The organism is Rhizobium sp. SG570, from assembly GCF_012275345.1.
GTDB lineage: Bacteria > Pseudomonadota > Alphaproteobacteria > Rhizobiales > Rhizobiaceae > Rhizobium > Rhizobium lusitanum.
Genome location: NZ_JAAZQI010000006.1, coordinates 34905 through 61033 on the forward strand (window position 1 = coordinate 34905; position 26129 = coordinate 61033).

Annotated in this window: 27 protein-coding genes; 10 read left to right on the plus strand and 17 right to left on the minus strand. The window is 60.9% G+C overall.

Annotation, left to right across the window (positions count from 1 at the left end; translation table 11 throughout):
• Positions 1–17: 17 nt before the first annotated feature.
• Complete coding sequence (locus FHT28_RS13940; protein ID WP_047556173.1) at positions 18–788, minus strand: isocitrate lyase/phosphoenolpyruvate mutase family protein; 771 nt, start codon at positions 786–788, stop codon at positions 18–20.
• 219 nt (positions 789–1007) lie between these two features.
• Here FHT28_RS13940 and FHT28_RS13945 point away from each other — a divergent pair, with 219 nt between their 5' ends.
• Both FHT28_RS13945 and FHT28_RS13950 read left to right on the plus strand, forming a co-directional pair.
• On the plus strand, positions 1008–1712 hold the full coding sequence (locus tag FHT28_RS13945; protein ID WP_047556175.1) for a pyrimidine 5'-nucleotidase: 705 nt from the start codon (positions 1008–1010) through the stop codon (positions 1710–1712).
• Positions 1713–1825: 113 nt separating this feature from the next.
• The gene (locus FHT28_RS13950; protein ID WP_168596536.1) at positions 1826–2458 is read left to right on the plus strand and encodes a calcium-binding protein; all 633 of its coding nucleotides are present in this window, start codon (positions 1826–1828) and stop codon (positions 2456–2458) included.
• 117 nt (positions 2459–2575) lie between these two features.
• On the opposite strand, the gene FHT28_RS13955 is transcribed toward FHT28_RS13950, so the two are convergent.
• Entirely contained in the window at positions 2576–3448 is an 873-nt protein-coding gene (locus FHT28_RS13955) for an LOG family protein (RefSeq protein ID WP_037203054.1), read from the minus strand.
• Positions 3449–3660: 212 nt separating this feature from the next.
• On the opposite strand from FHT28_RS13955, the gene dapD reads away from it, so the two are divergent.
• From dapD to FHT28_RS13970, 3 genes are all read left to right on the plus strand, one after another.
• Positions 3661–4518 carry a 2,3,4,5-tetrahydropyridine-2,6-dicarboxylate N-succinyltransferase gene (gene dapD / locus FHT28_RS13960; protein ID WP_037203053.1) on the plus strand — a complete coding sequence of 286 codons (858 nt, stop codon included), beginning with the start codon at positions 3661–3663 and terminating at the stop codon, positions 4516–4518.
• A 155-nt stretch (positions 4519–4673) separates the two neighbouring features.
• Entirely contained in the window at positions 4674–5867 is a 1194-nt protein-coding gene (dapE, locus tag FHT28_RS13965; RefSeq protein WP_047556179.1) for a succinyl-diaminopimelate desuccinylase, read from the plus strand.
• Positions 5854–6453 (plus strand): hypothetical protein, encoded by a 600-nt coding sequence (locus tag FHT28_RS13970; protein ID WP_047556181.1) that lies wholly within the window; start codon positions 5854–5856, stop codon positions 6451–6453. The genes dapE and FHT28_RS13970 overlap by 14 nt, the downstream gene beginning before the upstream one ends.
• A 29-nt stretch (positions 6454–6482) precedes the next feature.
• Here the strand turns inward: FHT28_RS13970 and truA are convergent, their stop codons facing one another.
• The 5 genes from truA to def form a co-directional block, all read right to left on the minus strand.
• Complete coding sequence (truA, locus tag FHT28_RS13975; protein WP_047556186.1) at positions 6483–7271, minus strand: tRNA pseudouridine(38-40) synthase TruA; 789 nt, start codon at positions 7269–7271, stop codon at positions 6483–6485.
• A complete protein-coding gene (gene fmt, locus FHT28_RS13980) occupies positions 7271–8218 on the minus strand; it encodes a methionyl-tRNA formyltransferase (RefSeq protein ID WP_168596537.1) in 948 nt (315 codons plus the stop codon). Before fmt ends, truA begins: the two co-directional genes overlap by 1 nt.
• A 76-nt stretch (positions 8219–8294) precedes the next feature.
• Positions 8295–8714, minus strand: a complete 420-nt coding sequence (locus tag FHT28_RS13985) for a type II toxin-antitoxin system VapC family toxin (protein WP_047556188.1) — start codon at positions 8712–8714, stop codon at positions 8295–8297.
• Positions 8715–8735: 21 nt separating this feature from the next.
• Entirely contained in the window at positions 8736–8996 is a 261-nt protein-coding gene (locus tag FHT28_RS13990) for a plasmid stabilization protein (RefSeq protein ID WP_080760509.1), read from the minus strand.
• 65 nt (positions 8997–9061) lie between these two features.
• Positions 9062–9577, minus strand: coding sequence for a peptide deformylase (def, locus tag FHT28_RS13995; protein WP_037203047.1), 516 nt, complete (start codon positions 9575–9577; stop codon positions 9062–9064).
• A gap of 186 nt (positions 9578–9763) precedes the next feature.
• On the opposite strand from def, the gene FHT28_RS14000 reads away from it, so the two are divergent.
• From FHT28_RS14000 to FHT28_RS14010, 3 genes are all read left to right on the plus strand, one after another.
• Positions 9764–10942 (plus strand): DNA recombination protein RmuC, encoded by a 1179-nt coding sequence (locus FHT28_RS14000; RefSeq protein ID WP_092574416.1) that lies wholly within the window; start codon positions 9764–9766, stop codon positions 10940–10942.
• Between the two features lie 103 nt (positions 10943–11045).
• Positions 11046–11945, plus strand: coding sequence for a ribokinase (locus FHT28_RS14005; RefSeq protein WP_092574418.1), 900 nt, complete (start codon positions 11046–11048; stop codon positions 11943–11945).
• A 193-nt stretch (positions 11946–12138) separates the two neighbouring features.
• Positions 12139–14481 carry a methyl-accepting chemotaxis protein gene (locus tag FHT28_RS14010; protein ID WP_168596538.1) on the plus strand — a complete coding sequence of 781 codons (2343 nt, stop codon included), beginning with the start codon at positions 12139–12141 and terminating at the stop codon, positions 14479–14481.
• 68 nt (positions 14482–14549) lie between these two features.
• Here FHT28_RS14010 and FHT28_RS14015 read toward each other — a convergent pair whose 3' ends face one another.
• Positions 14550–15494 (minus strand): nucleoside hydrolase, encoded by a 945-nt coding sequence (locus tag FHT28_RS14015; RefSeq protein WP_037203044.1) that lies wholly within the window; start codon positions 15492–15494, stop codon positions 14550–14552.
• Positions 15495–15723: 229 nt separating this feature from the next.
• Between FHT28_RS14015 and FHT28_RS14020 the strand changes: the two genes are divergently transcribed.
• Complete coding sequence (locus FHT28_RS14020; RefSeq protein WP_037203043.1) at positions 15724–16155, plus strand: Hsp20 family protein; 432 nt, start codon at positions 15724–15726, stop codon at positions 16153–16155.
• Positions 16156–16200: 45 nt separating this feature from the next.
• Positions 16201–16458 (plus strand): DUF1150 family protein, encoded by a 258-nt coding sequence (locus FHT28_RS14025; protein ID WP_037203042.1) that lies wholly within the window; start codon positions 16201–16203, stop codon positions 16456–16458.
• 174 nt (positions 16459–16632) lie between these two features.
• Here the strand turns inward: FHT28_RS14025 and FHT28_RS14030 are convergent, their stop codons facing one another.
• The 9 genes from FHT28_RS14030 to FHT28_RS14070 form a co-directional block, all read right to left on the minus strand.
• Positions 16633–17334: a tRNA (guanosine(46)-N(7))-methyltransferase TrmB gene (locus FHT28_RS14030; protein ID WP_168596539.1), complete on the minus strand. Its 702-nt coding sequence runs from the start codon at positions 17332–17334 to the stop codon at positions 16633–16635.
• Positions 17331–18584, minus strand: a complete 1254-nt coding sequence (gene metK, locus FHT28_RS14035; protein ID WP_037203038.1) for a methionine adenosyltransferase — start codon at positions 18582–18584, stop codon at positions 17331–17333. Before metK ends, FHT28_RS14030 begins: the two co-directional genes overlap by 4 nt.
• Before the next feature lie 187 nt (positions 18585–18771).
• Positions 18772–19191, minus strand: a complete 420-nt coding sequence (locus FHT28_RS14040) for a helix-turn-helix domain-containing protein (RefSeq protein ID WP_037203317.1) — start codon at positions 19189–19191, stop codon at positions 18772–18774.
• A gap of 153 nt (positions 19192–19344) precedes the next feature.
• The gene (gene lnt / locus FHT28_RS14045) at positions 19345–20946 is read right to left on the minus strand and encodes an apolipoprotein N-acyltransferase (protein ID WP_037203036.1); all 1602 of its coding nucleotides are present in this window, start codon (positions 20944–20946) and stop codon (positions 19345–19347) included.
• Positions 20947–21024: 78 nt separating this feature from the next.
• Positions 21025–22197 (minus strand): hemolysin family protein, encoded by a 1173-nt coding sequence (locus tag FHT28_RS14050; protein WP_047641077.1) that lies wholly within the window; start codon positions 22195–22197, stop codon positions 21025–21027.
• A 25-nt stretch (positions 22198–22222) separates the two neighbouring features.
• Positions 22223–22729, minus strand: a complete 507-nt coding sequence (gene ybeY, locus FHT28_RS14055; RefSeq protein WP_037203032.1) for an rRNA maturation RNase YbeY — start codon at positions 22727–22729, stop codon at positions 22223–22225.
• An 18-nt stretch (positions 22730–22747) separates the two neighbouring features.
• Positions 22748–23800 carry a PhoH family protein gene (locus tag FHT28_RS14060; protein ID WP_037203030.1) on the minus strand — a complete coding sequence of 351 codons (1053 nt, stop codon included), beginning with the start codon at positions 23798–23800 and terminating at the stop codon, positions 22748–22750.
• Positions 23801–23830: 30 nt separating this feature from the next.
• Positions 23831–25243 carry a tRNA (N6-isopentenyl adenosine(37)-C2)-methylthiotransferase MiaB gene (gene miaB, locus FHT28_RS14065; RefSeq protein WP_168596540.1) on the minus strand — a complete coding sequence of 471 codons (1413 nt, stop codon included), beginning with the start codon at positions 25241–25243 and terminating at the stop codon, positions 23831–23833.
• 60 nt (positions 25244–25303) lie between these two features.
• The gene (locus tag FHT28_RS14070; RefSeq protein ID WP_037203026.1) at positions 25304–26101 is read right to left on the minus strand and encodes a lysophospholipid acyltransferase family protein; all 798 of its coding nucleotides are present in this window, start codon (positions 26099–26101) and stop codon (positions 25304–25306) included.
• Positions 26102–26129 lie beyond the last annotated feature (28 nt).

Genomic DNA, 26129 nt, shown 5'->3' on the forward strand with positions numbered 1-26129 from the left:
GAGGACTTCAATTTCGCTCAAGCCGGCCGATAAATTGCTTCGGCCTCGCTTTTCAACATTCCCATGACAGAGCGGTAGGGAGCTGGGCCATAGCTGATGCGGCTGACGCCGAGGCCGGCCATAGTCTCGTTGTCGGGCGTCGTCGGACGCACCATGATATTGACCGGCAAGGGAGAGCGTTCGCAGAGGGCTCCGATCAGTTCCGGGTCGACAAGGCCGGGCGCGAAGAAACCGCTGGCGCCCGCCTCGGCGAAAGCATCGACGCGGCTATAGGCTTCATCGAGCAGGATCTGGTGGTGCGCCGTATCGCTCTCCTGAAGGAAAAGATCGGTGCGGGCATTGATGAACAATGGTATTTCCCGCCGGTCGGCCATCTCCCGGATCGCGCGGATGCGCGCCGCCTGCAGCTCGATCGGATGGACGCCTTGGCCGCCGATCACCTGGTCCTCGAAATTGATACCGATGGCGCCGTGATCCATGATCTTTTCGACATTGGCCGCAACCGCCTCGGGCTCCACCGCATAGCCGCCTTCGAAATCGACTGACAGAGGCAGCGGGCTCGTGACCGAAATCAACCGCGCCGTCACCGCAAGCAGCGACAGCGGTATCGCCTCGCCGTCACCAAAGCCGTTGGCGGCGGCGACAGACCAGCTGCCCGTGGCCAGTGCCTTCGCACCCGCCTCTGTGACCGCCTTGGCCGAACCGGCATCCCAAATGTTGAAAAGGATGAGCGGCTCACCCTTTTTGTGCAGCCGCGCGAATTCCTGCGCCTTTTCCACCTGACTCATCGTATCCCCTCCGAAAAGCCCGGTCGGGCGACTTTCCTCTTCACAACCCCGAAAGAGCGTAAGCTCCCCCTCACTTTGCAAATAGAGCAAAGCCCCGGAATTCAATGGTAAAATCATAACCGGCATTGGATCGGTCGGCAATGTCGGCGGTATCCCCCATATGGCGTAGCATGAATATTTTCCTTTTCCTCCGATAAGGCGGCATGCCATAAGACGGCCATGAGCCAGACAAAGACGCTATCCGAACCTTCAGATTTTGCCGATATCCGCGAGTGGGTGTTCGATCTCGACAACACGCTCTATCCGCACCATGTCGATCTCTTCGCGCAGATCGACAAGAACATGACGGCCTATGTCTCGGCTCTCCTGCAGATGGAGCGCGAGGAAGCGCGCAAGCTGCAGAAGCAATATTATCTCGATCACGGCACGACCCTGCAGGGATTGATGCTCCATCACGGCATCGATCCCAACGATTTCCTGGAGAAGGCGCATGCGATCGACTATTCGGCGCTGATGCCGCAGCCGGAGCTGGCCGCCGCCATCAAGGCGCTGCCGGGACGTAAGTTCATCTTCACCAACGGAAGCGTCAAGCACGCCCAGGCGACCGCCGGCGCGCTCGGCATTCTCGACAATTTCGACGACATCTTCGATATCGTGGCGGCAGACTATGTGCCGAAGCCAGCCGGCAGCACCTACGACAAGTTCATGAGCCTCAATCGAGTGGATACGAAGAGGGCCGCGATGTTCGAGGACCTGCCGCGCAACCTCACCGTGCCCAAGGCGCTCGGCATGAAGACAGTGCTGCTCGTGCCCCAGAATCTCGAGACGACCGTCGTCGAATGGTGGGAACGGACGACCGGCGAGGACGATCACATCGACTATGTGACCGACGATCTCACAGCTTTCCTCAAGGCATTGGTTTAACCTTTCTTTAAGACGGGGTTACGAAAGTTTCATCCGCCTTACAGAGGTTTAATTGGTCGTTTTCGGCCGCCCGCCGTATCGTTTGACCATTCCTCGACACGAAAGGAAAAACGATGAACGGGAAAAAAATTCTTCTTGCGGGACTTTCCGCAGCCCTTCTGGTGGGCGCTGGCGCTCAGGCAACCTTCGCGGCACAAGGCGATGAGGCAAGGGGTGGTCACGGCGGTCGCTGGCATGGACCGCACTTTTCGCCGGAAATCGTCTATGTGCGCATGCTGAAGCAATTCGGCCAGCCTGGCGACACCAAGGTCACCAAGGATGAGGTCAAGGCCGGCGTCGACAAGATCTTCGATCAGATCGACACCAACCATGACGGCGAGCTCACGCCCGGCGAGGTGCGCGCCTATCGTCAGGAACGCATCAAGGAATGGAAGGCCGCACACGCCAAGGCCAACGACGATCAGGGCAACAACCAGGCCCAAAACGACCAGGCCAAGGGCGATCAGGCCCAGAACGACAACAAGGGTGACAATGGCCCGCGCCATCACGGACCGCACGGCCGCTTCATGCATAAGGCAGGTCTCATGCGCGGCATGATGCTGTTCCATCGCATCGACAAGGACGAAAACGGCCAGATCAGCAAGCAGGAGGCCGAAGACGCCGCCAGCAAGTTCTTCGACCGCATGGATCGCAACCATGACGGCGTGATCTCGCTGGACGACATGCCGGACCGCCCGCTGCTTTAAGCCGATCGATCGGGCACGACCCTCCACGAAGCACCGTCACGCTTCATGGATCGCGCCCTAAGCGGTACCCCTACGACCGAAGCCCGCCATCGCCATGCGACGGCGGGCTTTCGCTGTTCAATGGCCGTTATCGTGCTCGTAAAAATCCGCGACGATCTTCCAGGCCTCGTCGGCGGTGTCGACGAAGCTGATCAGATTGACGTCATCGGGCGCGATGGTGCCGAATTCGGCGAGTGCCTCGAAATTGATGATGTTGCGCCAGAACTTCTCGCCGAAGAGGATGAGCGGCAGGCGCTCCATGCGGCCGGTCTGGATGAGCGTCAGGCATTCGAACAGTTCGTCAAGTGTGCCGAAACCGCCCGGAAACACCGCGATCGCCTTGGCGCGCACCATGAAGTGCATCTTGCGGATCGCGAAATAATGAAAGTTGAAGCTGAGCTCGGGCGTGACGTAGACGTTCGGCGCCTGCTCGTGCGGCAGGACGATGTTGAGGCCGATCGAAGGAGCGCCCTCTTCGGACGCGCCGCGATTGCCCGCCTCCATTACGCCCGGACCGCCGCCGGTCACCACGACATATTCATGGAAATCGAAGCTCGCCGAATAACGCGAGCAAAGCCGGGCGAACTTGCGCGCTTCCTCATAGTAAACCGATGCGGTCTCGAGGTTGGCACGCTGCACATCGTTGCGCGCGGCCCATGCGTTTGCACCCGGTGCGGGAATGCGCGCGCCGCCGAACATGACGACGGTCGATTTGATGCCGCGTTCGGTCAGATACATTTCGGTCTTCAGCAATTCCAGCTGCAGGCGGATCGGCCGTAACTCCTCACGGCAAAGGAAATCCTCGTCCGCATAGGCGAGCCTGTAGGAAGGCGACATCGACTGCGGCGTACGCGGCACGGATTCGGCTCGCTTCTTGTCCGCCGAGCTCGTCTTCAAGGGATCCCATACCCCGTCCTTGCGCCTCAGCCTGCCGTTCTTCGCCTTGCTCATTGACCATGCCTTTCAAATAGATCATGCCGAGCCGCCCTGTCCGTAGGCAGCAACGGCCGAGCTCAGCATATGCCCCTACAACGCCCCGAATCCAAGCTCAATCGGCGCGGAAAAGACATTCCATTTTTCAAGCCCATGCTGTAGGACCAATCGACCATATCCGGACCTCTATCCGAAAACCACGACAGCTACAGACGTTTTAAGGAATTCCCATGAGCGCTACCGATCTCGCCTCTCTCGAAAAGACCATCGAGGCCGCCTTCGACAATCGCGACAATGTGAACACGTCGACGCGGGGTGAAGTCCGCGACGCCGTGGAGATGGCGCTGAACCTGCTCGACAGCGGCAAGGTCCGCGTGGCCGAACGCGGTGCGGACGGCATCTGGACGGTCAACCAGTGGCTTAAGAAAGCGGTGCTCCTTTCCTTCCGCCTGAACGACATGAAGATCGTCGAAGGCGGCTCGGGCGGCGCGACCTGGTGGGATAAGGTTCCCTCGAAATTCGAAGGCTGGGGCGAGAACCGCTTCCGCGAAGCCGGCTTCCGCGCGGTGCCGAACGCCGTTGTGCGCCACTCCGCCTATATCGCCCCGAACGCCATCCTGATGCCGTCCTTCGTCAATCTCGGCGCCTATGTCGGCGAAGGCACCATGGTCGACACCTGGGCGACCGTCGGTTCCTGCGCGCAGATCGGCAAGCATGTGCATCTGTCCGGCGGCGTCGGCATCGGCGGTGTATTGGAGCCGATGCAGGCCGGCCCGACCATCATCGAGGACAATTGCTTCATCGGCGCACGCTCCGAAGTGGTCGAGGGCTGCATCATCCGCGAAGGATCGGTGCTCGGCATGGGCGTCTTCATCGGCAAGTCGACCAAGATCGTCGACCGCGCCACCGGCGAGATCACCTATGGCGAAGTGCCGCCCTACTCGGTTGTCGTCGCGGGCGCGCTGCCGAGCGGCAACACCATGGCGAACGGCCAGCCGGCCCCCAGCCTCTATTGCGCCGTCATCGTCAAGCGCGTCGATGAAAGGACCCGCTCGAAGACCGGTATCAACGAGCTTCTGCGCGACTGATTGTAAATTCGGGAGCGCGGTCGCCATATCGCGCTCCTCTCACGCTTGCCGGGTAAGCTTGCCCGTGCGATTGCTGGAATCGCGGCAAGGATTTTCGGCCTATCGCCGACCCTTTGCCATCGCTTTGCCATTTCCCGCCGGATAAGTTGCCTCCGATGACTGTTACCGATCCCGTTGCCAACCTGCAAACCCTGATCCGCTGTGCCTCCGTGACGCCGGCCGAGGGCGGCGCGCTGACAGCGCTTGCCGACATGCTGCTGCCGCTCGGCTTCAAAGTCGAGCGCATGACGGCCCGCGAGCCGGGAACGCCCGACATCGAGAATCTTTATGCCCGGCTCGGCACGGAAGGTCCGCATCTGATGTTTGCCGGCCATACGGATGTCGTTCCGGTGGGCGATGCCGCATCCTGGAGCCGTCCACCCTTCGCCGCGGAAATCGCCGATGGCGAGCTCTTCGGCCGCGGCGCCGTCGACATGAAGGGCGGCATTGCCTGCTTCGCGGCGGCCGTGGCGCGCCATATCGAGAAGCACGGGCCACCTGCGGGCTCGATCTCCTTCCTGATCACCGGCGACGAAGAAGGCCCGGCGATCAATGGCACGGTCAAGCTGCTGCAATGGGCGGCCGAGCGCGGCGAGCAATGGGATGCGTCCCTCGTCGGCGAGCCGACCAATCCGGACCAGCTTGGCGACATGATCAAGATCGGCCGGCGCGGCTCGATTTCCGGCTTCATTACCGTTCACGGCGTTCAAGGCCATGCCGCCTATCCGCATCTCGCCGATAACCCGGTGCGCAGTATCCTCAAGCTGACCGAAGCGCTGCTTGACCCGCCTTTCGACGCCGGCACGGACAATTTCCAGCCGTCGAACCTCGAGGTGACGAGCATCGATGTCGGCAATGCCGCCACCAACGTCATCGCCGCCAAGGCAACCGCAGCCTTCAACATCCGCTTCAACGATACCTGGACGGTCGATACGCTGAAGGCGGAAATCCTTGCGCGCCTGGATGCGGCCGCGGCCGACCAGACGCTGCGCCCCGGACGTCCGCCAGCCAGATACGACATCACCTGGTCCGAGCGTCCGAGCCAGGTCTTCCTGACGCGCAACAATGCGCTGATCGCTTCGCTCTCTTCGGCGGTCGAAAACGTCACCGGCCTGAGGCCGGCGCTCTCGACGACCGGCGGCACCTCGGATGCCCGCTATATCAAGGACTATTGCCCCGTCGTCGAATTCGGCCTGGTCGGTCAGACCATGCACATGGTCGACGAGCGCGTGGCGCTATCGGATCTCGAAACGCTGACCGAGATCTATGAGACCTTCATCCAGCGCTGGTTCGAGAATGCCGACCTTTAAGGAAGTCCAATATTATCTGTCCGGCCTCTGGCTGCTGATCCGGATGGATGCGCGCGGCTTCCAGTATCTCGACATATCGGATCGCGGCATGCTGCGCTCCTTCTGGGCCGTCTTCTGGAGCCTGCCGTCGATCGGCATTTCCTGGCTCTGGTGGCAGCAGGCCTACCTGACGGCCATGCCGCCCGAAACATCGACCGGCATCGCGTTCTTCCTGCGGCTGGCGCTGGTCGAAGCGGCGAACTGGCTGATACCACCCATTCTCGCCGGCGTGCTGCTTCTGGTCTTCCGCTTCGGCGACAAGTTTGCGCCGATCGTCGTTACCGTGAATTGGCTTTTCGTACCGGCAAACTATCTGAACGCGCTGCTCCTCGCATTGATCGTCTTTGTCCCCGGCTCGAAGGGTCTGGCAGCACTTCTATCGCTGGTGCTGACAATGGCAATCATCTTTGCGCTGGCGCGCATCCTCAGAATGATCTGCGGCACTCACCCGCTCTTCATCGGCACGCTGACGCTGGTGTTGCTGATCCCGAGCATGCTACTGACGGATTTCCTGCAACGCTTCCTCGGCGTCTATCCGCCGGTGTGAAGCTGGTCGTGATCGAACCGCCGCAGTCGTCAGGAATCGTCATCCGGCAACGGCATCGCAGGCGCCCCATCATCCCGATAATCCACCTGCATGAAATAGAGCCCGTCCGGCGGGGCAACGGGGCCGCATGCCTTGCGGTCTCGCGCCTCAAGAGCGCCACGCACATCGTCGGGCGTCCACTTGCCCTCGCCCGCAAGCTTCAACGTTCCGGCAAAGGAGCGGATCTGATTGTGGAGGAAGCTCTGCGCCGTAGCGCGGATCTCGATCAGCTCGCCATGGCGCGTGACATCAAGCCGGTCGAGCGTACGCACCGGGCTGTTTGCCTGGCAATGCACGGAACGAAAGGTCGTGAAGTCGTGCCGGCCGACCAAAGTCTGCGCCGCGGCATGCATGACCTCGTGATCCATGTCCTTCGCCACCCACCAGGCGCGCCCGGCCTCCAGCGCCAAGGGCGCGCGGCGCGTGATGATGCGATAGAGATAATGTCGGCGGATGGCCGAGAAGCGCGCATCGAAGCGGGCGTCGACCTCCGCGATATCGAGAATGGCGACACGTTCGCCCGCCTGCCTCAGATGGGCATTCAGCGCATTGCGCAGGGTATAGGGCTTCCACTCCTTGGTCAGGTCGGCATGCATGACCTGGCCCATGGCATGGACGCCGGAATCGGTACGCCCGGCGCCGCGGATGGAGACCGTCTCCGCCGTCAGTGACAGGATGGCGCCTTCGATCGCCCCTTGCACGGAGGGACCGTTGTCCTGACGCTGCCAGCCGACATAGGGGGTGCCGTCATATTCGACGGTCATTCTGTAGCGCGGCATCAGGTCCGCTCCGCGGCGAGCACGGTGCCTGGCGCGATCGGCGTACCACGCAGGAAATCGGCCGATGCCAGAGGCTTGCCGCCGGCCTTCTGCAGCTTCGTCAGCCGCACGGCACCGGAGGCGCAAGCAATGACAAGATCATCGGTCAAGACGCTGCCGGGCGCTCCGCTTCCCTCGGCCAGTTCCGAGCCGAGCACCTTTATCCGCTCCGGCCGACCGGCAATCTTGGCCTCGAACCAGGCGCCGGGGAAAGGCGAGAGGCCCCGAATATGATTGTGCACCTCCACCGAGGATTTGTCGAAATCGATGCGCGTTTCACCCTTGTCAATCTTGGCGGCATAGAGGACGCCTTCATCCGGCTGGGCGGTCAGCGGTAGTTCGTCATGCTCCAGCTTGTTCATGGCCTCTGCCATCGCCTTCGCGCCGACCAGCATCAGCCTGTCGTGGAGTTCGCCTGATGTCATGGTCGCGCCGATCTCGACTTCGCGCGTCAGGGCAACAGGGCCGGTGTCGAGGCCCTTGTCCATCTTCATCACCATCATGCCGGTCTTGCTATCACCAGCCATGATCGCACGCTGGATAGGCGCCGCTCCACGCCAGCGCGGCAGCAGCGAAGCATGGCCATTGTAGCAGCCGAGCCGCGTGCCGGTCAGAATGGCTTCCGGCAGCAGCAGGCCATAGGCCACGACCACAGCAACATCGGCATCCAAATCGCGAAACCGCTGGCGCTCGTCAGGATCCCTAAAGTTGACGGGCGTAAAGACAGGCAGGCCCAGCAATTCCGCAGCCTGATGCACCGGCGATTTCTGCAGGTCCAGCCCGCGCCGGCCGCCTGGGCGCGGCGGCTGCGTATACACGGCACGAATCTTGTGCCCGGCATCGATCAAGGACCGCAACGTCGGCACGGAGAATTCGGGCGTTCCCATGAAAATGATGCTGAGCGACATGCGATCCATCCGGCTAAGAAATCGAGTTTCGCGTGATCTGCCCCAAAGACGCGCCGCGCTATCGGGGGACCAAACGCTAGCCGTCTTCAAACGGGTTTATGAGCTTGAGATCAAGCCCCTCGAAGTCTTTTGTGTTGCGCGTCGCCAATGTCGCGCCGTGCGCAAGGCAGATAGCGGCGATCATGGCATCCTTTGTTTCCATTCGCCGTCCAACTTTGTGACGTCGGGCGGAAACTATTCCATACTGATGCGCCGCACTGCTGGAAAACCCGAGGACGCGGCCGGAAAACTCAGCCTCTATCGCTTCCAATTGCACAATCAATGCCGCCTTGCGCTTCCCGTCTGCCAATAGCTCCAGACCAAATCGGATCTCACCCACGGTAATGGTCGTTAGGAAAATGGTTTCGACAGCGAAACCATCGAGCCAAAGCAATATCCGATCGCTATGCAACCGCCCTTGAAGTTCGGATACGACATTGGTGTCGAGCACAATCATCCGAAGTACCTCAAGATAGAATCACTCAAATCGCGGCGGTTCACGATCTGGAGCGTGCCGAAAGGCGGCGATTGCATCGATCTCTTCTCCGCTCAGCTTCTCTCCGCCAAGAATGGTTCTCAGCCGTTGCCCTGCGGAACTGTTGGAATCCTCCTGGCGCCCAAGCGACTGGCGCAACAGATCAATCGCTTCATCGGAAAGGCTACGGCCATGCCGGTTGGCGTTTGCCTGCAATTGCTTTTTCAGCGTGTCGTCAATGCCGCGAATTAAAAGATCACTCATCCGCACCTCTGTATGATATCAATGATATCATATGTGCGTCAGCCCAATCTTTCAATAACCGCAGATCAAAGAGCCTTGGCCTTGGCGGCCTTGGTGAATTTCTTGATCACCATCTCGCGCTTGAGGCGGGAAATATAGTCGATGAACAGCACACCGTTCAGGTGGTCGATCTCGTGCTGCACGCAGGTCGCGAGCAGGCCGTGGGCCTCGGTGAGCTGCTCCTTGCCGTCGCGGTCGAGATACTTGACGGTGACGCGGGCCGGGCGTTCCACTTCCGCATAGTAGTCCGGAATGGAAAGGCAGCCCTCTTCATAAACCGAACGATCGTCCGACGAGGCGACGATTTCCGGATTTATGAAAACCAGCGGCGTCTTCTCTTCGCCCTCGCGCGACACGTCGATAACAAGCATGCGGCGCGGAACGCCGATCTGGACAGCGGCAAGGCCGATGCCCGGCGCGTCATACATGGTTTCCAACATATCGTCAGCGAGGCGCTGAGTTTCAGTATCGATGCGCTCGATAGGCTTGGAAGCCTGGCGGAGCAGCGGATCGGGTAAAATGATAAGTGGCTTGATCGTCATGACTTTTCCCATAACGCATCTTGTTGTGCGATGGAATCGCCAAGATGGCCGTATCGAGGTGTTTTTTCAACGACACCGACCCAGGCTGGAATAAGCTGGCGGAAAATCTTGTTCACGTTTTGATCTAGCTATTCACGGCGGTTTTGTTATGGTGTCGGTAAGAATTCCACAAGCATACTCGGTTCCATGTCCTTCATCATCTTCGGCCAAGCCATCTCCACGATCCAGGTTCTGACCGGTCTCGTCATCCTGCTCATGCTCGCCGTCATCATCCTGATGATGCGCGGAAGGGGGCGGTCCGAGGACGATATGCTGGAATCCGAGCACAACATGGCGACGCTTTTGCGGGCGCAGGCAGAGATGCAGGGCCGGCTCGCCACCATGGCCGAAGTATTCGGCTCGCGGCAGGCGGAGCTCAACCAGGCCATCGGCCAGCGTCTGGACGGCATGTCGCAACGCGTGACGGCGACGATCGGCGAGCAGACACGGTCGACGCACGAAAACCTGCGACGCCTGCAGGAGCGGCTCGCCGTCATCGACGCAGCCCAGACCAATATCCAAACGCTGGCAAAGGACGTGGTCGGCCTGCAGGCCATCCTCTCCAACAAGCAGACGCGCGGCGCTTTCGGCCAGGCACGCATGGAAACGATCGTCGCCGATGGATTGCCCATGGGCGCCTATTCCTTCCAGCCGACGCTGTCCAATGGCTCGCGGCCGGACTGCACTATTCGCATGCCGAATGGCTCGCCGCCGCTGGTCATCGATGCCAAGTTTCCGCTCGAAGCCTGGAACGCCATTCGCGCCGCCGCCAATCCTGAGCACGGCAAGATCGCCGGACAGCAGTTCCGCCGCGATCTGGAACTGCATATCCGCGACATCGCCGAGAAATATCTCATTCCGGGCGAGACGCAGGACACGGCCTTCCTATTCGTCCCCTCCGAATCGATCTTCGCCGAAATCCACGAGAATTTCGAGGCGATCGTGCAGAAGGCTCAGCGCGCGCGCATCGTCATCGTCTCGCCGTCGCTGCTGATGCTGTCGATCCAGGTCATCCAGGCCGTGCTGAAGGATCAGCGCATGCGCGAGCAGGCGCATGTCATCCAAAGCGAGGTGGCACATCTGATGGACGATCTCTCGCGCCTGGACGAACGGGTGCGCAAGCTCCAGGGGCACTTCGCCATGGCGCAAAAGGATGTCGACATGATCGTCACCTCGGCCGACAAGCTGGCAAGGCGCGGCGAGAGAATAGAGGCCCTGGAATTCGAGACCGCGAAAGAACCAGCAAAGACGCGTGCGGAGGACAGGCCGAAGCCGACCGACAACCGCACCAGCCAACTCAAGCTGAGGGTGGTTGACGAGGACTGATCGCTTCGGGCAGTGTCGCGCCAAATCGGCGCGTGATCCCAAAAGACTGAAGGCAGCCTTCGGGCAGGATCATGCAAAATCAACACCCAGGGCAGGATATCGCATGATCACCATTTTCGGCTCCATCAACATGGACCTCATCGCCACGACAGATCGTCTGCCGAAGCCGGGCGAAACCGTCGCCGGCAACAGTTTTTCCACCGCCGCCGGCGGCAAGGGCGCCAATCAGGCGCTGGCCGCGCGGCGCGCCGGCGCAACGGTCCGCTTGAGCGGTGCGGTCGGCAACGACGGCTTCGCAGAGCCTGCCCTCGCACTGCTTGACGCTGCCGGCACCGATCTTTCCACCACCCGGCGCGTCTCGGAACCGACCGGCACAGCCCTGATCCTCGTGGGCGGCGACGGCGAGAACATGATCGCCGTCGTGCCCGGCGCCAACGGCACGAATACGGCCGAACACGCAACAGCGGCTGTCGCCGCGCTGAACCCCGGCGATACGCTGATGCTTCAATTCGAAATCCCCGTTGCTGCGGTCGAGACAGCGTTGATTTCAGCAAAGGCCAAGGGCGTGCGCACCGTGCTCAATCTCGCTCCTCTGATCCCGGAGGCAGCGCGCCTCGGGCGGCTCGCCGATATCGTCATCGCCAACGAGACGGAATTCGAGAGACTGGCCGGCCAGGACAACATGTCGGCAGCGGAGCGCGAGACAGCGCTCGTGCGCCTGCATGCCGAAACCGGGCAAACGCTGATCGTGACGCTCGGCGGCGACGGCGTCATCGCCATCCGCGATGGCGAGGTTTCACGCGCCAAGGGTCTGGTCATCGAGCCTGTCGATACGGTCGGCGCCGGCGATACGTTCTGCGGCTATTTTGCCGCAAGCCTCGACCAAGGCATGGACTTTCACGCCAGCCTCCGCCGCGCCGCCGTCGCCGGTTCGCTCGCCTGCCTCAAGGCGGGTGCACAGCCTTCCATTCCAGTTGCCAGCGAAGTCGAAGAACGGCTCTAACGGCTGGAATTCGTAAGCATCAGGAAGCGTAATTAATTAAATTTTTGCGCTTCGGTATCATTCTCCTCTGGCCTGGCGTCCAAGCCTTCCGGTTGCGGCAGGTATTCTCACGGCGGCCCCATGACAGGGCCATCCTGCGCCGACTTTGCATCTGGATAATGCCTATCCGACGCATCGCTTTTTCGAGGAAATGATGTTCATCTTTCGTATGAAGTCGCTTGCGGCCAAGCTGATCTTGGTCACGGGGCTGGCGATAGCACTCGTCTTGCTGGTTTCCAATTTTCTGCTGATTTCCCAGACTCGCGATCGCGTCGAGACTCTGACGATGGATCAGGCCAATACCGAGGCCAAGTCCATTTCCAACGAAATTGCCGCCAATGTCGGCGAGATGGCCAGCGCCGCCCGCTCCATGGCCGCCATCATCGGCCGTGGCCACGAAGGTCATTCCTTCGACCGCAAGGGTATCATCAATATCCTCAAGGCGAATGTCGAGCAGAACGCGTTTGCCTTCGGCAGCTGGTTCTGCGAGCAGCTCGGCGCCATCGACGGCAAGACGACGGAGCTTGCCAACAACAAGGATCAAGCCGTCAACGACAAGGGCGCCTTTACGCCCTATTGGTCCAAGACCAAGGATGGCGGCATCCAGTTCTCCACTTTCGATAACGACTACACGGCACCTTGGTGGAAGCTCGCCGCCGAAAGCGGCAAGGGTGCAATCACTCCGCCCTATCTCGCCCAAGGTACCGATGTTCCGACGACCATGAGCTCGATCGCCTATCCGGTGATGTCTGGCGGCAAGCTGATCGGCGTCGCAGGCGTCGACATTTCTCTCGGCTCGCTTTCCACGAAGCTGCAGAAGATGCAGCCGTTCGGTTCCGGTCGCGTCCTGCTGGTGTCCCAGGACAACAAGTGGCTGGTCGCGCCGACTGCGGGCCTGCTGATGAAGGATTATAGCGGTGCAGGCGCGGATATCATCAAGGCGGCGCTGACTTCCTCTTCAGCGAGCATCCTGAAGAACCTGTCGGACAATGGCGGCGAGGAATTCGACCGTGTTGTCTATCCCTTCGCCGTTCCGGGCCTCAACGCCACCTGGGTCGTTCTCATCGACGTGCCGCATAGCGCGATCGCAGCGCCCGTGCGTGATCAGACCTATACGATGATCGTGGCAGGTATTCTTGTGCTCGTCGCCGTCATGCTGGCTCTCTATGCCGCCGTTCGCGGCTTTGTACAGACGCCGCTCGCCAGCCTTGTGGCCAGCGTCAAGGGCCTCAGCGCCGGCAATTACGCAGAACCGGTTGCCGGTCAGGCGCGGGCCGACGAGGTCGGTTCAGTTGCCAAGGCGCTGGAAGGTTTCCGCTTCGCGCTTGCCAACACCAAGCTTCTGGAAGGTGAAGCCAACGATCAGCGTCTGGCTGCCGAAGGCGAACGCCGCCGCTCGGAAACCGAACGCAACGAGAGCGTCGCTCTGCAGCGTCATATCGTCGGTATTCTTGGCCACAGCCTTGCGGAGCTTTCGAAGGGCAATCTCAGCCATCGGATTACCGACGATTTCCCCGGCGAATACGTCCAGCTGAAGCAGGATTTCAACGCCGCCCTCGCCAGCCTCGAAGAGACCGTGCAAACGGTCAATCTCAGCGTCGGCAACATCGGCAGCGGTACCGGCGAAATCAGCAACAGCGCATCGGACCTTGCCCGACGCACCGAGCAGCAGGCGGCAAGCCTCGAGGAAACGGCTGCGGCCCTCAACGAGCTTACCGCACAGGTCAACTCCAGCGCCGAAAACGCCCGCACGGCCGCCAGCAGCGTCAACGCCGCATCCGAGGATGCCGGACGCTCCGGCGAGATCGTGCAGAAGGCCATCGCCTCCATGCATGGTATCGAACAATCCTCGCAGGAAGTCTCGCGCATCATCGGCGTGATCGACGAGATTGCTTTCCAGACCAACCTGCTTGCCCTCAATGCCGGTGTCGAAGCCGCGCGCGCGGGCGAAGCAGGCAAGGGCTTTGCGGTCGTCGCCCAGGAAGTCCGCGAACTGGCGCAACGCTCGGCCAATGCCGCCAAGGAGATTAAGACGCTGATCAACACCTCGGCCGGACAGGTCAAGGAAGGCGTCGATCTGGTCGGCCGCGCCGGCAACGCCCTGCACAAGATCGCCGAGCAGGTGATGGAGATCAACGGCCTCATCCGCCAGATCTCCGCCTCCGCAAGCGAGCAGGCCATCGGGCTGAAGGAGATCAATTCGGCCATGAACCAGATGGACCAGGTGACGCAGCAGAACGCCGCGATGGTCGAGGAGACCACCGCCTCAAGCGTGACGCTTGCCGAGGAAGCCCAGACCCTGAAGACATTGGTCGCGCGCTTCCGCACCTCCTACGGCACCCAGGACAATGCCGGCGCATTGCGAGCGGCAGCACAGCAGATGCGGGCGCCCGTCTCTTCCCGCAGGGCCTCGCCTGCGCCCGCACCGGTACGCAAACCACGTCCGCAGACCCAGGGTGCCAATGCCCTGGCACAGGACGCATGGGAAGAATTCTAAGCCGGGGTTAACTCAGCAACCGAAAAGGCCGCCGGAGTGATCCGGCGGCCTTTTTTCTTGCTCGCGCATCAAATGCGGGCGAAGCGTTCCGTCAGCAGCGCAAAGAAGCCGTCAGCATCGACATCGCGCATGACCTTGGCATTCTGCTTGCGGTCGGTGACGCCCCACCAGTCGACCACGGTCATGCCGACGGTCAGCTCGGATGTCACCTCGATCTCGACATTGCAATCGCGGCCCTTGAACAGCTCGGGCTTTAGGAGATAGGCGATCACGGTCGGATCGTGCAGCGGGCCGCCATCCGAACCGTATTTCTCGATATCGAAGCGTTCGAAGAACTCCAGCATCTCGACCATGGCCTTGGCGGGTGGAGTCCCGATGGCGGCGATGCGAGCGACGCGATCCTTGCGCGTCAGCAGCTTGTGCGTGACGTCGAGCGGCATCATGACGATGGGCACGCCGGCGCGGAAAACGATATCCGCCGCTTCGGGATCGACGTAAATGTTGAATTCCGCCGCCGGCGTGATGTTGCCGCCCTCGAAAAAGCCGCCCCCCATCATCACCAGCTCGCGCACGCGTCCGACGATGTCGGGCGCCTTCTGGAAGGCCAGCGCGATATTGGTCAGCGGGCCGAGCGTGCAGAGCGTGACCGTACCCTCGGGCTGGCCGCGCAGCGTGTCGATGATGAAATCGACGGCATGGCCCGGCTGCAACTCCATGGTCGGCTCGGGCAGATCCGGACCGTCGAGGCCGGTCTTGCCGTGCACATGTTCGGCGGTGACCAGCTTGCGCTTGATCGGCGCGTCGGCACCGGCGAAAACCTTCACATCGCGGCGGTTGCAGAGCTCGCAGATGATGCGGCCGTTGCGGCTCGTCAGCCGCAGCGGCACATTGCCGGCGACCGTCGTTATGCCGAGCACCTCGATCTCGTCGCGGCTGCCGAAAGCAAGCAGAATCGCGGCAGCATCGTCCTGACCGGGATCGGTATCGATGATGATTTTTCTAGGTTCGGTCATGTTTGTAACTTTCCTCCGGTGCAGATCGACGGGCTTTGATGCGAGTCCGATCAGGCTTTGTCAAGACATTCGGAAGCGCGCCGAAAGCCGATATTTCGCGACGGAATTCGATCTCGCAAATGCGAAGACACGATGCCTTGCACTCATTGGCGCGTAATCCCATATTAACGGCAACCGGGTGCTGAAGATCAGGTCCGGAACAGTCGCTTGACACCAAGGACTTGAAACGATGAGCCGGACGACGCCTTTTGCCAGCCCCCTGCTTCTGGGGTTCGACACCATGGAAAAGACACTGGAGCGGATTTCCAAGGCCAGTGACGGTTATCCTCCCTACAATATCGAGCGCATGCAGGCCGACCGTCTTTCGGGCGAGCCGGAGCGTCTGCGCATCACGCTTGCAGTTGCCGGTTTTTCGGAGGACGAACTTGATGTCACAACGGAAGAGAACCAACTTCTGATCCGCGGGCGTCAGATTGAACAGGGGGAGCGCGACTATCTTTATCGCGGCATCGCGGCCCGGCAGTTCCAGCGCGTCTTCGTCCTTGCCGACGGCATGCAGGTCCTTGGCGCCGTTCTGAAGAATGGGCTTCTCTCCGTCGATCTCATTCGGCCGGAACCGGATCGCATAGTAAAGAAAATTAACATTTCGGTCTCACAGTAAGACAACGGCTCACTGCCGTTGGTCCCTCATACTGGAGGTACGAACATGCTTTTGAAAGAAGCTAACGCCCGCCTAACCGAATCCGAGCTTGCCAATATCGGCACCGGCGAAGTCGCCTACATCAGAAAGATGGATTGGAACGAAGTCTCCCGTTGCTTCCCCGAGGCGCCTGATATCGATCCCGATGTCGACCTCTGGGCTCTCTTCGGTGCCGACGGCACGCCGATCCTGCTGACGGACAATCGCTCCAGCACCTTCTATCGCGCTGCCGAGGACGAACTCAAGACGGTCAGCCTGCACTGACCGATCACGTCGCCTGACGGTGAGCTTCACCGTTCGCACAGGACTGTGCTCTACACCGGCCAACATCGTGGCGCATGTGTATTCGAGCCAGTGGCCGCATGTGGCTGTCATGGCGCAATAGCGCCTGTTTCAATCCGACACTTTTTGCCGACTTCTTACACTCAACGGCTGCAATCAGACCCTTTCGAAGGTCAGATAGGCCGAAGACCGCCCTTCGCGCCGGGCTTTTGCCTCATAGCGCGTGCTCGGCCATCCCTCGTAAGGCGTCAGCCAATCGGCGGCATTCCGCGCAGTCCATTCGAACCCGCCATGCGCATGGCAGTGCCGCAGCGTCCAATTGACATATGTGTCTATGTCGGAAGCGAAGCAGAACAACGCGCCCGGCTTCAGCACGCGATGGAAACGGGAGAGATTCACCTGCGAGACGAAGCGTCGTTTCCAATGCTTCTTCTTCGGCCAGGGATCGGGATAGAGCAGATCGATCTGGTCCAGGCAGCCGTCCGGGAGCCAGTCCAACAGCTGCGTTGCGTCATCATTGTAGACGCGGAGATTGCGGGCACCGGTCTCGTCGACACGCGCAAGCAGCTTCTGCATCGAATTGACAAATGGTTCGACGCCGATAAAGCCGGTGGCCGGCTGTTCCAGTGCCCTGTGAATTAGATGCTCGCCGCCACCAAAGCCGATCTCCAGCCGCAGACGCTCGGTCGGCACCGGGAAAAGGTCATTCAGCGGCTGCGGCGCCGGAGCGGAAAGATCGACGAGGTATCGCGGCAGCAATGCCTCCAGCTTCTCGGCCTGCTGGCCGCGCAAGGCTTTACCCTTGCGCCGGCCGAAGAATGCTTCCGTCGCCCGCGATCGGCGAGCGACGTCGATCATGCGGCTTCCCGCACCTTCACAGCTTCCTTGAGAGCCTTCACCAAATCCGTGCGCTCCCAGGAGAAGGAGCCGTCGCGGCCGGCCTTGCGGCCGAAATGGCCATAGGCCGAGGTCTTCGCATAGATCGGCTTGTTGAGGTCGAGATGCCGGCGGATGCCCGTCGGTGAAAGATCCATGCTCTTGCGGATGGCTGCTTCGACATCGTCTTCGCTGACACCCTTGCCCGTGCCGTGCAGGTCGACATAGATCGACAACGGCTGGGCGACGCCGATGGCGTAGGACAGCTGGATCGTGCAACGATCGGCAAGGCTGGCGGCCACGACGTTCTTTGCAAGGTAGCGCGCTGCATAAGCGGCGGAACGGTCGACCTTGGTGGTGTCCTTGCCGGAGAAGGCACCGCCGCCGTGCGGTGCTGCACCGCCGTAGGTGTCGACGATGATCTTGCGGCCAGTGAGGCCTGCGTCGCCGTCCGGACCGCCGATGACGAACTTGCCGGTCGGATTGATGTACCACTTGCAATCATGCGCGATCTTCAGGTCGCCAAGCGCTTCGCGGATATAGGGCTCGACGACGGCGCGAACCTTCTTCGAATCCCAGCTGTCGTCAAGATGCTGGGTGGACAGCACGATCGAGGTCACTTCAGCGGGCTTGCCGTCGACGTAGCGGACCGTCACCTGGCTCTTGGCGTCCGGGCCGAGCTTTGCCACATCGCCGTCGCCCTTCTTGCGGGCGGTGGCGAGCAGCTGCAGGATCCTGTGCGAATAGTAGATCGGCGCCGGCATGAGATCCGGCGTTTCGCGGCAGGCGTAGCCAAACATGATGCCCTGGTCGCCCGCACCTTCGTCACCCTGCTGGTCGGAGGCATTGTCAACGCCCTGGGCGATGTCGGCGGACTGCGAATGCAGGAGCACGTCGATGCGCGCCTTCTTCCAGTGGAAGCCGTCCTGCTCGTAGCCGATATCCTTGATGGCGCGGCGAGCCGCAGCCTTGAACTTCGAGGGATTGATAACGTCGTTGCCGTCCTTGTCCTTCTTCATCAGGCTCGGCGGCAGACGAACTTCGCCGGCGATGACGACGCGGTTGGTGGTGGCAAGGGTCTCGCAGGCAATGCGCACGCCCCAGGGGTTCACGCCGGTCTTTGCGGCCTCGCGGTAAACCAGATCGACGATTTCGTCGGAGATACGATCACAAACTTTATCCGGGTGACCTTCGGCAACAGACTCACTCGTAAACAGATAATTCGCGCGCATACGGGATTCCCCTCAAAGAACAAATCTCTACATTTGATAGTCGCCTCCGGCCCGAAAAACAAGTCGCACAAGGACATAAATATATCTTTATATCCCGGCTAAAGTGATAAAATTTTGCCATAAATACGGAAGAGGCGGCCAAAATGGCCGCCTCTCGACTTAACGATACCGGTGCTGGACCAAAGGTCTATTCGGCGTCCGCCTCGGCAGCGAGCGCCTTGACCAACTCGACCACTTTGCGGCGGACCTTGCCGTCCGAAATCTTCACGAAGGCGCGATTGAGCTGCAGACCCTCGGAGGAAGACAGGAAATCGACGACATAATTGGAACTGGACGCCTCGGCCATGCCGCCGGTGCTGGTGTTATGCTCGCCTGGGGCATCCTCGAAGAAGAAGGAAACCGGGACATTGAGAATGCTGGAAATATTCTGGAGACGGCTTGCCCCGACGCGGTTGGTGCCCTTCTCGTACTTCTGGATCTGCTGAAACGTAATTCCGAGGCTTTCGCCGAGCTTCTCCTGGCTCATGCCAAGCATGGTGCGGCGGAGGCGTATGCGGCTTCCGACATGAATGTCGATGGGGTTCGGCTTTTTTTTGTTCTCAATCATCATATTACCCTAACATAGGTTGAATTCAGGCCCTTGCCACCCGGTACCCTTCACCACCCCTATAACGCCACGTTGCAGCCGACGCCCCCAAGGCCTCCAGTTTACGTTCAAAAAGGCGGACACCAAGCACTATGCAATTTTAGGGTTTTTTGGTCAATTCACCCTTGAAATAAAACCCATGCGTGAAATCAGCGCGATCATGCCGCCTATACCCACAATCAACCAGAAGTATACTTTTCGTGCTCCGTCGTCGATACCCGATGGGGTTGCACCACCCAAAGTCGCGTCTATGAAGCCCTGCTGATTATAATCGATTCCGGAGAGCACACGTCCATGCGGATCGACAAAGGCCGAGATGCCGGTATTGGCGCTGCGAATCAGCGGCAGACCCTGCTCCACCGCCCTTACCCTTGCCTGCAGGAAATGCTGATAAGGCCCCGGCGTGTCGCCGAACCAGCCATCATTCGTGACGTTCAATATCGCGTCAGCCTGCCGGATTTCCGGCGTCATCTCGTTCGGGAAGATGATTTCGTAACAAATCAGTGGATAAAGCTTGATGCCATCAGGCAAAGTCAGCAACTGCCGCTTCGTGGCCGCGGAAAATCCTCCCGGCAATTCCACGACGTTCTCGATACCGAGATAGCTCAGGATACTCTCAAAGGGCACATATTCGCCGAAGGGCACGAGATGGGTCTTGTCGGATGCGCCGATGATCTGGCCGCGGCCGTCGATGACATAGATCGAATTATAATAGCGCGGCGCGGCGCCAGGGCCCATGTCCTCGACGCGAACCGCGCCGGTGATCAGGATCTGATCGTCGTCCAGCTGGTCCGCGATGCGGGCGAGCGCATCACGATTGTCGGTCAGGATGAAGGGCACGGCGGTTTCCGGCCAGACGATGATATCGGGGCGCTTGCCGCCATTGGCCGGCGGCTGCACCGAGAGAGCCAGGTGCCTGTCGAAGACGGCGGCGCGGTCCGCATCCGAGTCCATCTTGGTTTCCTGATCGATGGACGGCTGGACGATGCGCACGACGGTTGCCGCCTTGCCGCCCGCTGACGGCGCATCCGGCAGGCTCAGTGCATAGTATCCGTAGCCGAAATCGGCGGCGGCGAGGAGCACCGCCAGTGCCAACCCTGGCACCCGCCCCTGACGCGTTCCGAGCAGGGCTGGCGCGGCGAAGACGAAGACGGCAAGCACGGTGACGCCAAGCACGCCGACCACATGCGCAGACTGCATCATCAGCGGAATGGGCATGGCGCCATAACCGATGGCATTCCAGGGAAAGCCGGTAAAGAGAAAGCTCCGCAACCACTCCAGCAGACCGAAGCTGAAGGCGAGCGCCGCGATGCGTCCCATGCCGTCGGACCACAAAATCCGAGCAAGCACGGTCGCCACGCCATAAAAGATCGCCAGGAAGGCCGGCAGGCCGAGGATTGCCAGCGGCAGCGCCCAGGCAAACTCATCGGCATCGATCAGCAGCGCGTGGCCAAGCCACCACAGACCGGCGACGAAATAGCCGAAACCGAACAGCCAACCGGTGAAGAAGGCCGGCCATAGCCGGCCTAAAAGCCCGCTATCGGGGCCGGCAGCGACGCCGTCGAGCAGCCAGACCAGCAGCGTAAAGGAGACGAACATGGCGGCAAAGAAGCCGAAGGGCGGCAGCGCCAGCACGCCGAAGGCACCAGCCAGAATGGCAAGCAGCGCACGTTTAAAACCCCAGACGAGGATCACCCTGCCCGAAAGCCATTCCATGCGCCAGCTCCGTCCAACCGCGAATCAACTGGCCGCAGTCTTTCAAAAAAGCAGCGGTTTGTCCCGCCGAGGCGCCATTTATTGGCTGGCGCTGTTGCGCTCGGCCGAAGTTTCCTCGGCGATTGCCTCCGGTGACGGCAGGCCGCGCTCGGTCATGCCGGCTTCGCCCTCTGCCTTGATCGGGCGACGGCGTGCGGCATGCCGCTTGCGCGTGATGCGCACCCGCTTGATGCGGCGTGGATCGGCATCGAGAATGTGGAATTCGAAGCCCGGCAGCGCCTGCACGAGCTCGCCACGCACGGGAATGCGGCCGAGTGCTGAAAAGATCAGGCCGCCGAGCGTATCCACTTCGTCCACCTGCTCGGCAATGTCGAAATCCGGGCCGATCGCCTCGGCGATCTCCTCCAGTTCGACGCGGGCGTCGGCCACGAAAACGTCCTCGGAAACGCGTTTGAACATCACCTCGTCATCGTCGTGCTCATCGTCGATGTCGCCGACGACCATCTCGACAATATCCTCATGCGAGGCCAGGCCGTCCGTACCGCCATATTCGTCGATGACCAGCGCCATCTGCGTGCGGTTGACCTGCATGCGGCGCAAGAGGTCGGAGGCCAGCATGGACGGCGGCACGAACAGGATCTTGCGGATGATGCCGGCGTCCGCCAACGTTTTCTGCAGATCGACGCGCGAGAGATCGAAATTGGGCTTGGCCGAGCGCGGCGCCTTTTCTGCCGCAGCAGTCACACCTGTCGCGGACCCGGCAGCCTTGGCTGTACCGCTCCGGCGCTTGTTGCGAGCCTGCTTGGCGACATAGGACAGGAGGTCGCGGATATGCACCATGCCGCGCGGATCATCCAGCGTATCGGCATAGACAGGCATGCGCGAGCGGCCGCTCTCCTCGAACAGGATCATCAGCTCGCCGATGGTGATGTTCTGATCCACTGCCTCGATGTCGGCGCGCGGCACCATGACGTCTTCGACGCGCACCTCGCGGAAGCGAAGGATGTTGTGCAACATCGCCCGCTCGTCCGGGGAAAAGGCATCGTCACCCGTCGCGTTGGTCATCAACGCGTCGGCGAGATCCTCGCGCAGCCGGGCGGAGTCCTGTGCCGGGCGCAGAATGCGCGCAGCACGCGCCCAGAATGAAGATTGGGATCGCTTGCCGTTGCTACTACTGCCAACCTCGTCGGAGGAGGCCGTATCGGCGCCGTCTTTGGCCTCGGGGGCCGATCTTGTCGTAAAGTCGCTCATTGTTCCTGGTCAGACAGGGTTCAAATCAAATGGGGTCCTGTCCCGCATAGGGGTCAGATAGGCCAAGCTCCGCCAAAATGCGAGTCTCCAGCCCCTCCATTCTTTCGGCCTCGCTATTATTCATATGGTCGTAGCCGAAGAGATGCAAGAAACCATGCACCATCAAATGGGTCAGATGGTCGTCAAAACTCTTTTCGAGATCGATCGCCTCGCGCTCCACCGTCTCCCTGGCGATGATGATATCGCCGAGCATGGGGCCGGGCTTGCCGCCGGGCTGCAGCGGAAAGGCGGGAAAGGAAAGTACGTTCGTCGCCTTGTCCTGCGAGCGCCATTCGGCGTTGATCTCGCGGATCGAGGCGTCGTCGGTGAACACCAGCGACAATTCGGGCGCCACCTTCGGAAAGGGCTGCTTCTCGTGTTTCCTAAGGTAGTTCGCGGCTACTTCCAGCACACGCCCGGCGAGCGGCTGCAATACCTCTTCGGAGGGCCAAGCGCCCTCCTCCACACTGATCTGTATGTCGAGTTCGGCCATGAGCTTGTGCGCCGCAGATCAAATCTGCGGAGCGCCTTCCTCTGCCTGTGCGGCATAGGTCGAGTCATAGGCCCGAACGATGCGCCCCACCAGCGGGTGACGGACGACGTCGATATCCTTGAAGCGGATGATGCTGATGCCCTCGACGCCATTGAGCAGCTGCAACGCTTCCACCAGGCCGGACTTGATGCCGCGCGGCAAGTCGATCTGGCTCGGATCGCCCGTGATGATCATCCGCGAATTCTCGCCGAGGCGGGTCAGGAACATCTTCATCTGCATCGACGTCGTGTTCTGCGCCTCGTCGAGGATGACGGCGGCGTTGGCGAGCGTGCGGCCGCGCATGAAGGCAAGCGGCGCGATCTCGATGACGCCTGCGGTGATGGCACGTTCGACCTTGTCGCCCGGCATCATGTCGTAGAGCGCGTCATAGAGCGGACGCAGATAAGGATCGACCTTCTCCTTCATGTCGCCGGGCAGGAAGCCGAGGCGCTCACCGGCCTCGACGGCCGGCCGCGACAGGATGATCTTCTCCACGGCGCCGCGCTCCAGGAGCTGGGCGGCGTGCGCAACGGCGAGATAGGTCTTGCCTGTGCCGGCGGGGCCGGCGCCGAAGACCATCTCGGACCGCTCCAGGGCGCGCAGATAGGCATCCTGGGTCGGCGTGCGAGCGATGATCGTCTTCTTGCGCGTCGAAACCTGCGCCATCGTCAACTTGGCTTTTCTCTCCATGGTCGGCAGCGTCAATTGGTCATCGGCGGCAACCGCCATGCGGATTGCCCCTTCTACGTCGGAACGCTCTACATTGCCGCCTTTTTGCAGCTTGTCATAGAGATAATCGAGCGTGCGGCGCGCCTGATTGGTGGCCGGCACATCGCCTGTTATGACGACCGAATTGCCGCGGGCGCGGGCATCGATGCCGAGACGTTCCTCAAGCAGCTTCAAGTTCTGATCGAACTGTCCGAAGAGTTCGCTGGCGAACCTATTGTTCTCGAACGTCAGGATGAAGTGATTGGCGTCGCTCGCGGTGCGGGGCTGGCGCGATGAAGAAGAAACCAATTCCTGTCCGTTCAAGCGGTGTGGCTCCTTGTGCCCGTCCAGAACCTAGAGCAAGTCAGCGAAAAGGCTGTTCGTGCTGGTTCCGGTGATTCGTACGTTGATAATGTCACCGATTTGCGATGCTTTTGCATCAACATTCACAGATTGCAGCCAGGGAGATCGTCCAATCAACTGGCCCGGCATGCGGCCCGGCTTTTCCAGGAGGATATCCACGACTTTGCCCACACAAGCGTCGGCGAACGCATGCTGCTGTTTCAACAGCAACGCCTGCAACCGTTCCAGCCGTTCCGCCTTGATCTCTTCGGCCACCTGGTCCTTCAAGTCAGCACCGGGCGTGCCCGGACGCGTGGAATATTTGAACGAGAAGGCTTGCGCATAGTTCACCTCCTCGACCAGTCTCAATGTATCCTCAAAATCCTGATCTGTCTCCCCCGGGAAACCGACGATAAAATCCCCGGAAAGGGCGATATCCGGCCGCGCGGCGCGGATTTTCTCGATGAGCGCCAAATATTCGGCAGCCGTATGCCGCCGGTTCATCGCCTTCAGGATGCGGTCGGAACCGGACTGAACAGGCAGATGCAGGTAAGGCATCAGCGTGCGCAGGTTACGATGCGCATCGATCAGCCGCTCATCCATGTCGCGCGGATGGCTGGTCGTGTAGCGCAGCCGCGCAAGGCCAGGGATTTCCGCCAGACGATAGAGCAGATCACCCAGGCTCCAGGCTTCACCATTGGGGCCGGCGCCATGCCAGGCATTGACGTTCTGCCCGAGCAGCGTGATTTCGCGCACGCCGCCATCCACAAGTTTCTCGGCCTCCTCGACGATCTGGGCGACCGAGCGGGAGACTTCGGAGCCGCGCGTATAGGGCACTACGCAGAAGGTGCAGAACTTGTCGCAGCCTTCCTGCACCGTCAGGAAGGCGGTGACGCCGCGGGAACGGATCTTCGCCCTCTCCGGCGCCGGCAGATGTTCGAACTTGTCCTCGATCGCATATTCCGTATCGACGACACGATGGCCTTCCTTGGCGCGGCGTAGCGCATCCGGCAGGCGGTGATAGGTCTGCGGGCCAATGACCACATCGACGGCCGGCGCACGACGAAGGATCTCCTCGCCCTCTGCCTGGGCGACGCAGCCGGTAACCCCGATCATCATCTCGCGGCCGTCGGCGGCCTTGCGCTTCTTCATGTCGCGCAGGCGGCCAAGCGCGGAATAGACCTTTTCGGCCGCCTTCTCGCGGATATGACAGGTGTTCAGGAGGACGAGATCGGCCTCCTCCATGTCCTCGGTCGGCTCATAGCCATCGCGGGCAAGCGCGTCGCTCATCCGCGTGGAGTCATAGACATTCATCTGGCAGCCGTAGGTCTTGATGAAAACCTTGCGGCTGTTGGAGCCGTCGCGGTGGCCGAGCTGCGATGCAGCCGTCGCCGGGGCGTCGAGAAGTGCACTGTCCTTGGTCATGGCCGCTATGTAGTGGCTTTTGCTTGCCGAGAAAATGAAAAAGTTGGAATCACCTGGAAATCAAGCGATCTCGCGGCCAAGCAGGCGGCTGGCGAGCATTGTGCGGATGCGCCGCGCGATGGTGGCGCTGACGTCCTTGCGGTTGGAGCCGGCACGATAATCCACGGCCTCGCCGAAACAGACATCCACATCGATGGCGCCACAGGCAACGATATCCTTCAGATGCGGTGCCAGCTCGATGTCGCCGGGCCAGGCCGAGATCGGTCGGTGATAACGACCCATCGCGACACCGTGAATGCGGGTATAGGCGACGGCGACGGGCTGGACATGCACGACTGCATCCGGCGTCTTCGGCAACGCGGCGGCGGCGGCACCGAACAGCGAGGACTTGACCTCGAGCAGGCGATTGCCATCGGAGGTCGTCCCTTCCGGAAACAGCACCATGATTTCGCCGTCAGCCATACGCTCGGCGATCTCGTTCACCTGCTCGCCGGTCTTCCGTTTCTGCTCACGCTCGATGAAGACGCTCTTCTGCCATTGCGCGAAAAGACCGAAGATCGGCCAGTCCCTCACCTCGGATTTGGCGATGAAGGCGACATCGGCGACCGCCGAAAGCACGAGAATATCGAGCCAGGATGAGTGGTTCGAGGCGAGCATCAAGGGCCTGTCTGCCTCGATCTTTCCGATCACATGGATGCGGACGCCGAGCCAATAGCAGACGATGCGATGCCAGTAGCGCGGCAGATATCGCCTCAGCTTCCAGTCGAAACGCAAGCAAACGATCTGCAGCGGCAGCAGCACCAGGCTGACGACAGAAATGACGATGGCGGCACAGCCGATGCGCAGCCAGGTCACCAAATCATTCGCTCCCGCACGACAGCCTTCA

Excerpts from the sequence above, each read along its gene's own strand:
- FHT28_RS13940 (WP_047556173.1), bottom strand. The coding sequence starts at position 788 with ATGAGTCAGGTGGAAAAGGCGCAGGAATTCGCGCGGCTGCACAAAAAG.
- FHT28_RS13945 (WP_047556175.1), top strand. The coding sequence starts at position 1,008 with ATGAGCCAGACAAAGACGCTATCCGAACCTTCAGATTTTGCCGATATC.
- FHT28_RS13950 (WP_168596536.1), top strand. The coding sequence starts at position 1,826 with ATGAACGGGAAAAAAATTCTTCTTGCGGGACTTTCCGCAGCCCTTCTG.
- FHT28_RS13955 (WP_037203054.1), bottom strand. The coding sequence starts at position 3,448 with ATGAGCAAGGCGAAGAACGGCAGGCTGAGGCGCAAGGACGGGGTATGG.
- dapD (WP_037203053.1), top strand. The coding sequence starts at position 3,661 with ATGAGCGCTACCGATCTCGCCTCTCTCGAAAAGACCATCGAGGCCGCC.
- dapE (WP_047556179.1), top strand. The coding sequence starts at position 4,674 with ATGACTGTTACCGATCCCGTTGCCAACCTGCAAACCCTGATCCGCTGT.
- FHT28_RS13970 (WP_047556181.1), top strand. The coding sequence starts at position 5,854 with ATGCCGACCTTTAAGGAAGTCCAATATTATCTGTCCGGCCTCTGGCTG.
- truA (WP_047556186.1), bottom strand. The coding sequence starts at position 7,271 with ATGCCGCGCTACAGAATGACCGTCGAATATGACGGCACCCCCTATGTC.
- fmt (WP_168596537.1), bottom strand. The coding sequence starts at position 8,218 with ATGTCGCTCAGCATCATTTTCATGGGAACGCCCGAATTCTCCGTGCCG.
- FHT28_RS13985 (WP_047556188.1), bottom strand. The coding sequence starts at position 8,714 with ATGATTGTGCTCGACACCAATGTCGTATCCGAACTTCAAGGGCGGTTG.
- FHT28_RS13990 (WP_080760509.1), bottom strand. The coding sequence starts at position 8,996 with ATGAGTGATCTTTTAATTCGCGGCATTGACGACACGCTGAAAAAGCAA.
- def (WP_037203047.1), bottom strand. The coding sequence starts at position 9,577 with ATGACGATCAAGCCACTTATCATTTTACCCGATCCGCTGCTCCGCCAG.
- FHT28_RS14000 (WP_092574416.1), top strand. The coding sequence starts at position 9,764 with ATGTCCTTCATCATCTTCGGCCAAGCCATCTCCACGATCCAGGTTCTG.
- FHT28_RS14005 (WP_092574418.1), top strand. The coding sequence starts at position 11,046 with ATGATCACCATTTTCGGCTCCATCAACATGGACCTCATCGCCACGACA.
- FHT28_RS14010 (WP_168596538.1), top strand. The coding sequence starts at position 12,139 with ATGTTCATCTTTCGTATGAAGTCGCTTGCGGCCAAGCTGATCTTGGTC.
- FHT28_RS14015 (WP_037203044.1), bottom strand. The coding sequence starts at position 15,494 with ATGACCGAACCTAGAAAAATCATCATCGATACCGATCCCGGTCAGGAC.
- FHT28_RS14020 (WP_037203043.1), top strand. The coding sequence starts at position 15,724 with ATGAGCCGGACGACGCCTTTTGCCAGCCCCCTGCTTCTGGGGTTCGAC.
- FHT28_RS14025 (WP_037203042.1), top strand. The coding sequence starts at position 16,201 with ATGCTTTTGAAAGAAGCTAACGCCCGCCTAACCGAATCCGAGCTTGCC.
- FHT28_RS14030 (WP_168596539.1), bottom strand. The coding sequence starts at position 17,334 with ATGATCGACGTCGCTCGCCGATCGCGGGCGACGGAAGCATTCTTCGGC.
- metK (WP_037203038.1), bottom strand. The coding sequence starts at position 18,584 with ATGCGCGCGAATTATCTGTTTACGAGTGAGTCTGTTGCCGAAGGTCAC.
- FHT28_RS14040 (WP_037203317.1), bottom strand. The coding sequence starts at position 19,191 with ATGATTGAGAACAAAAAAAAGCCGAACCCCATCGACATTCATGTCGGA.
- lnt (WP_037203036.1), bottom strand. The coding sequence starts at position 20,946 with ATGGAATGGCTTTCGGGCAGGGTGATCCTCGTCTGGGGTTTTAAACGT.
- FHT28_RS14050 (WP_047641077.1), bottom strand. The coding sequence starts at position 22,197 with ATGAGCGACTTTACGACAAGATCGGCCCCCGAGGCCAAAGACGGCGCC.
- ybeY (WP_037203032.1), bottom strand. The coding sequence starts at position 22,729 with ATGGCCGAACTCGACATACAGATCAGTGTGGAGGAGGGCGCTTGGCCC.
- miaB (WP_168596540.1), bottom strand. The coding sequence starts at position 25,243 with ATGACCAAGGACAGTGCACTTCTCGACGCCCCGGCGACGGCTGCATCG.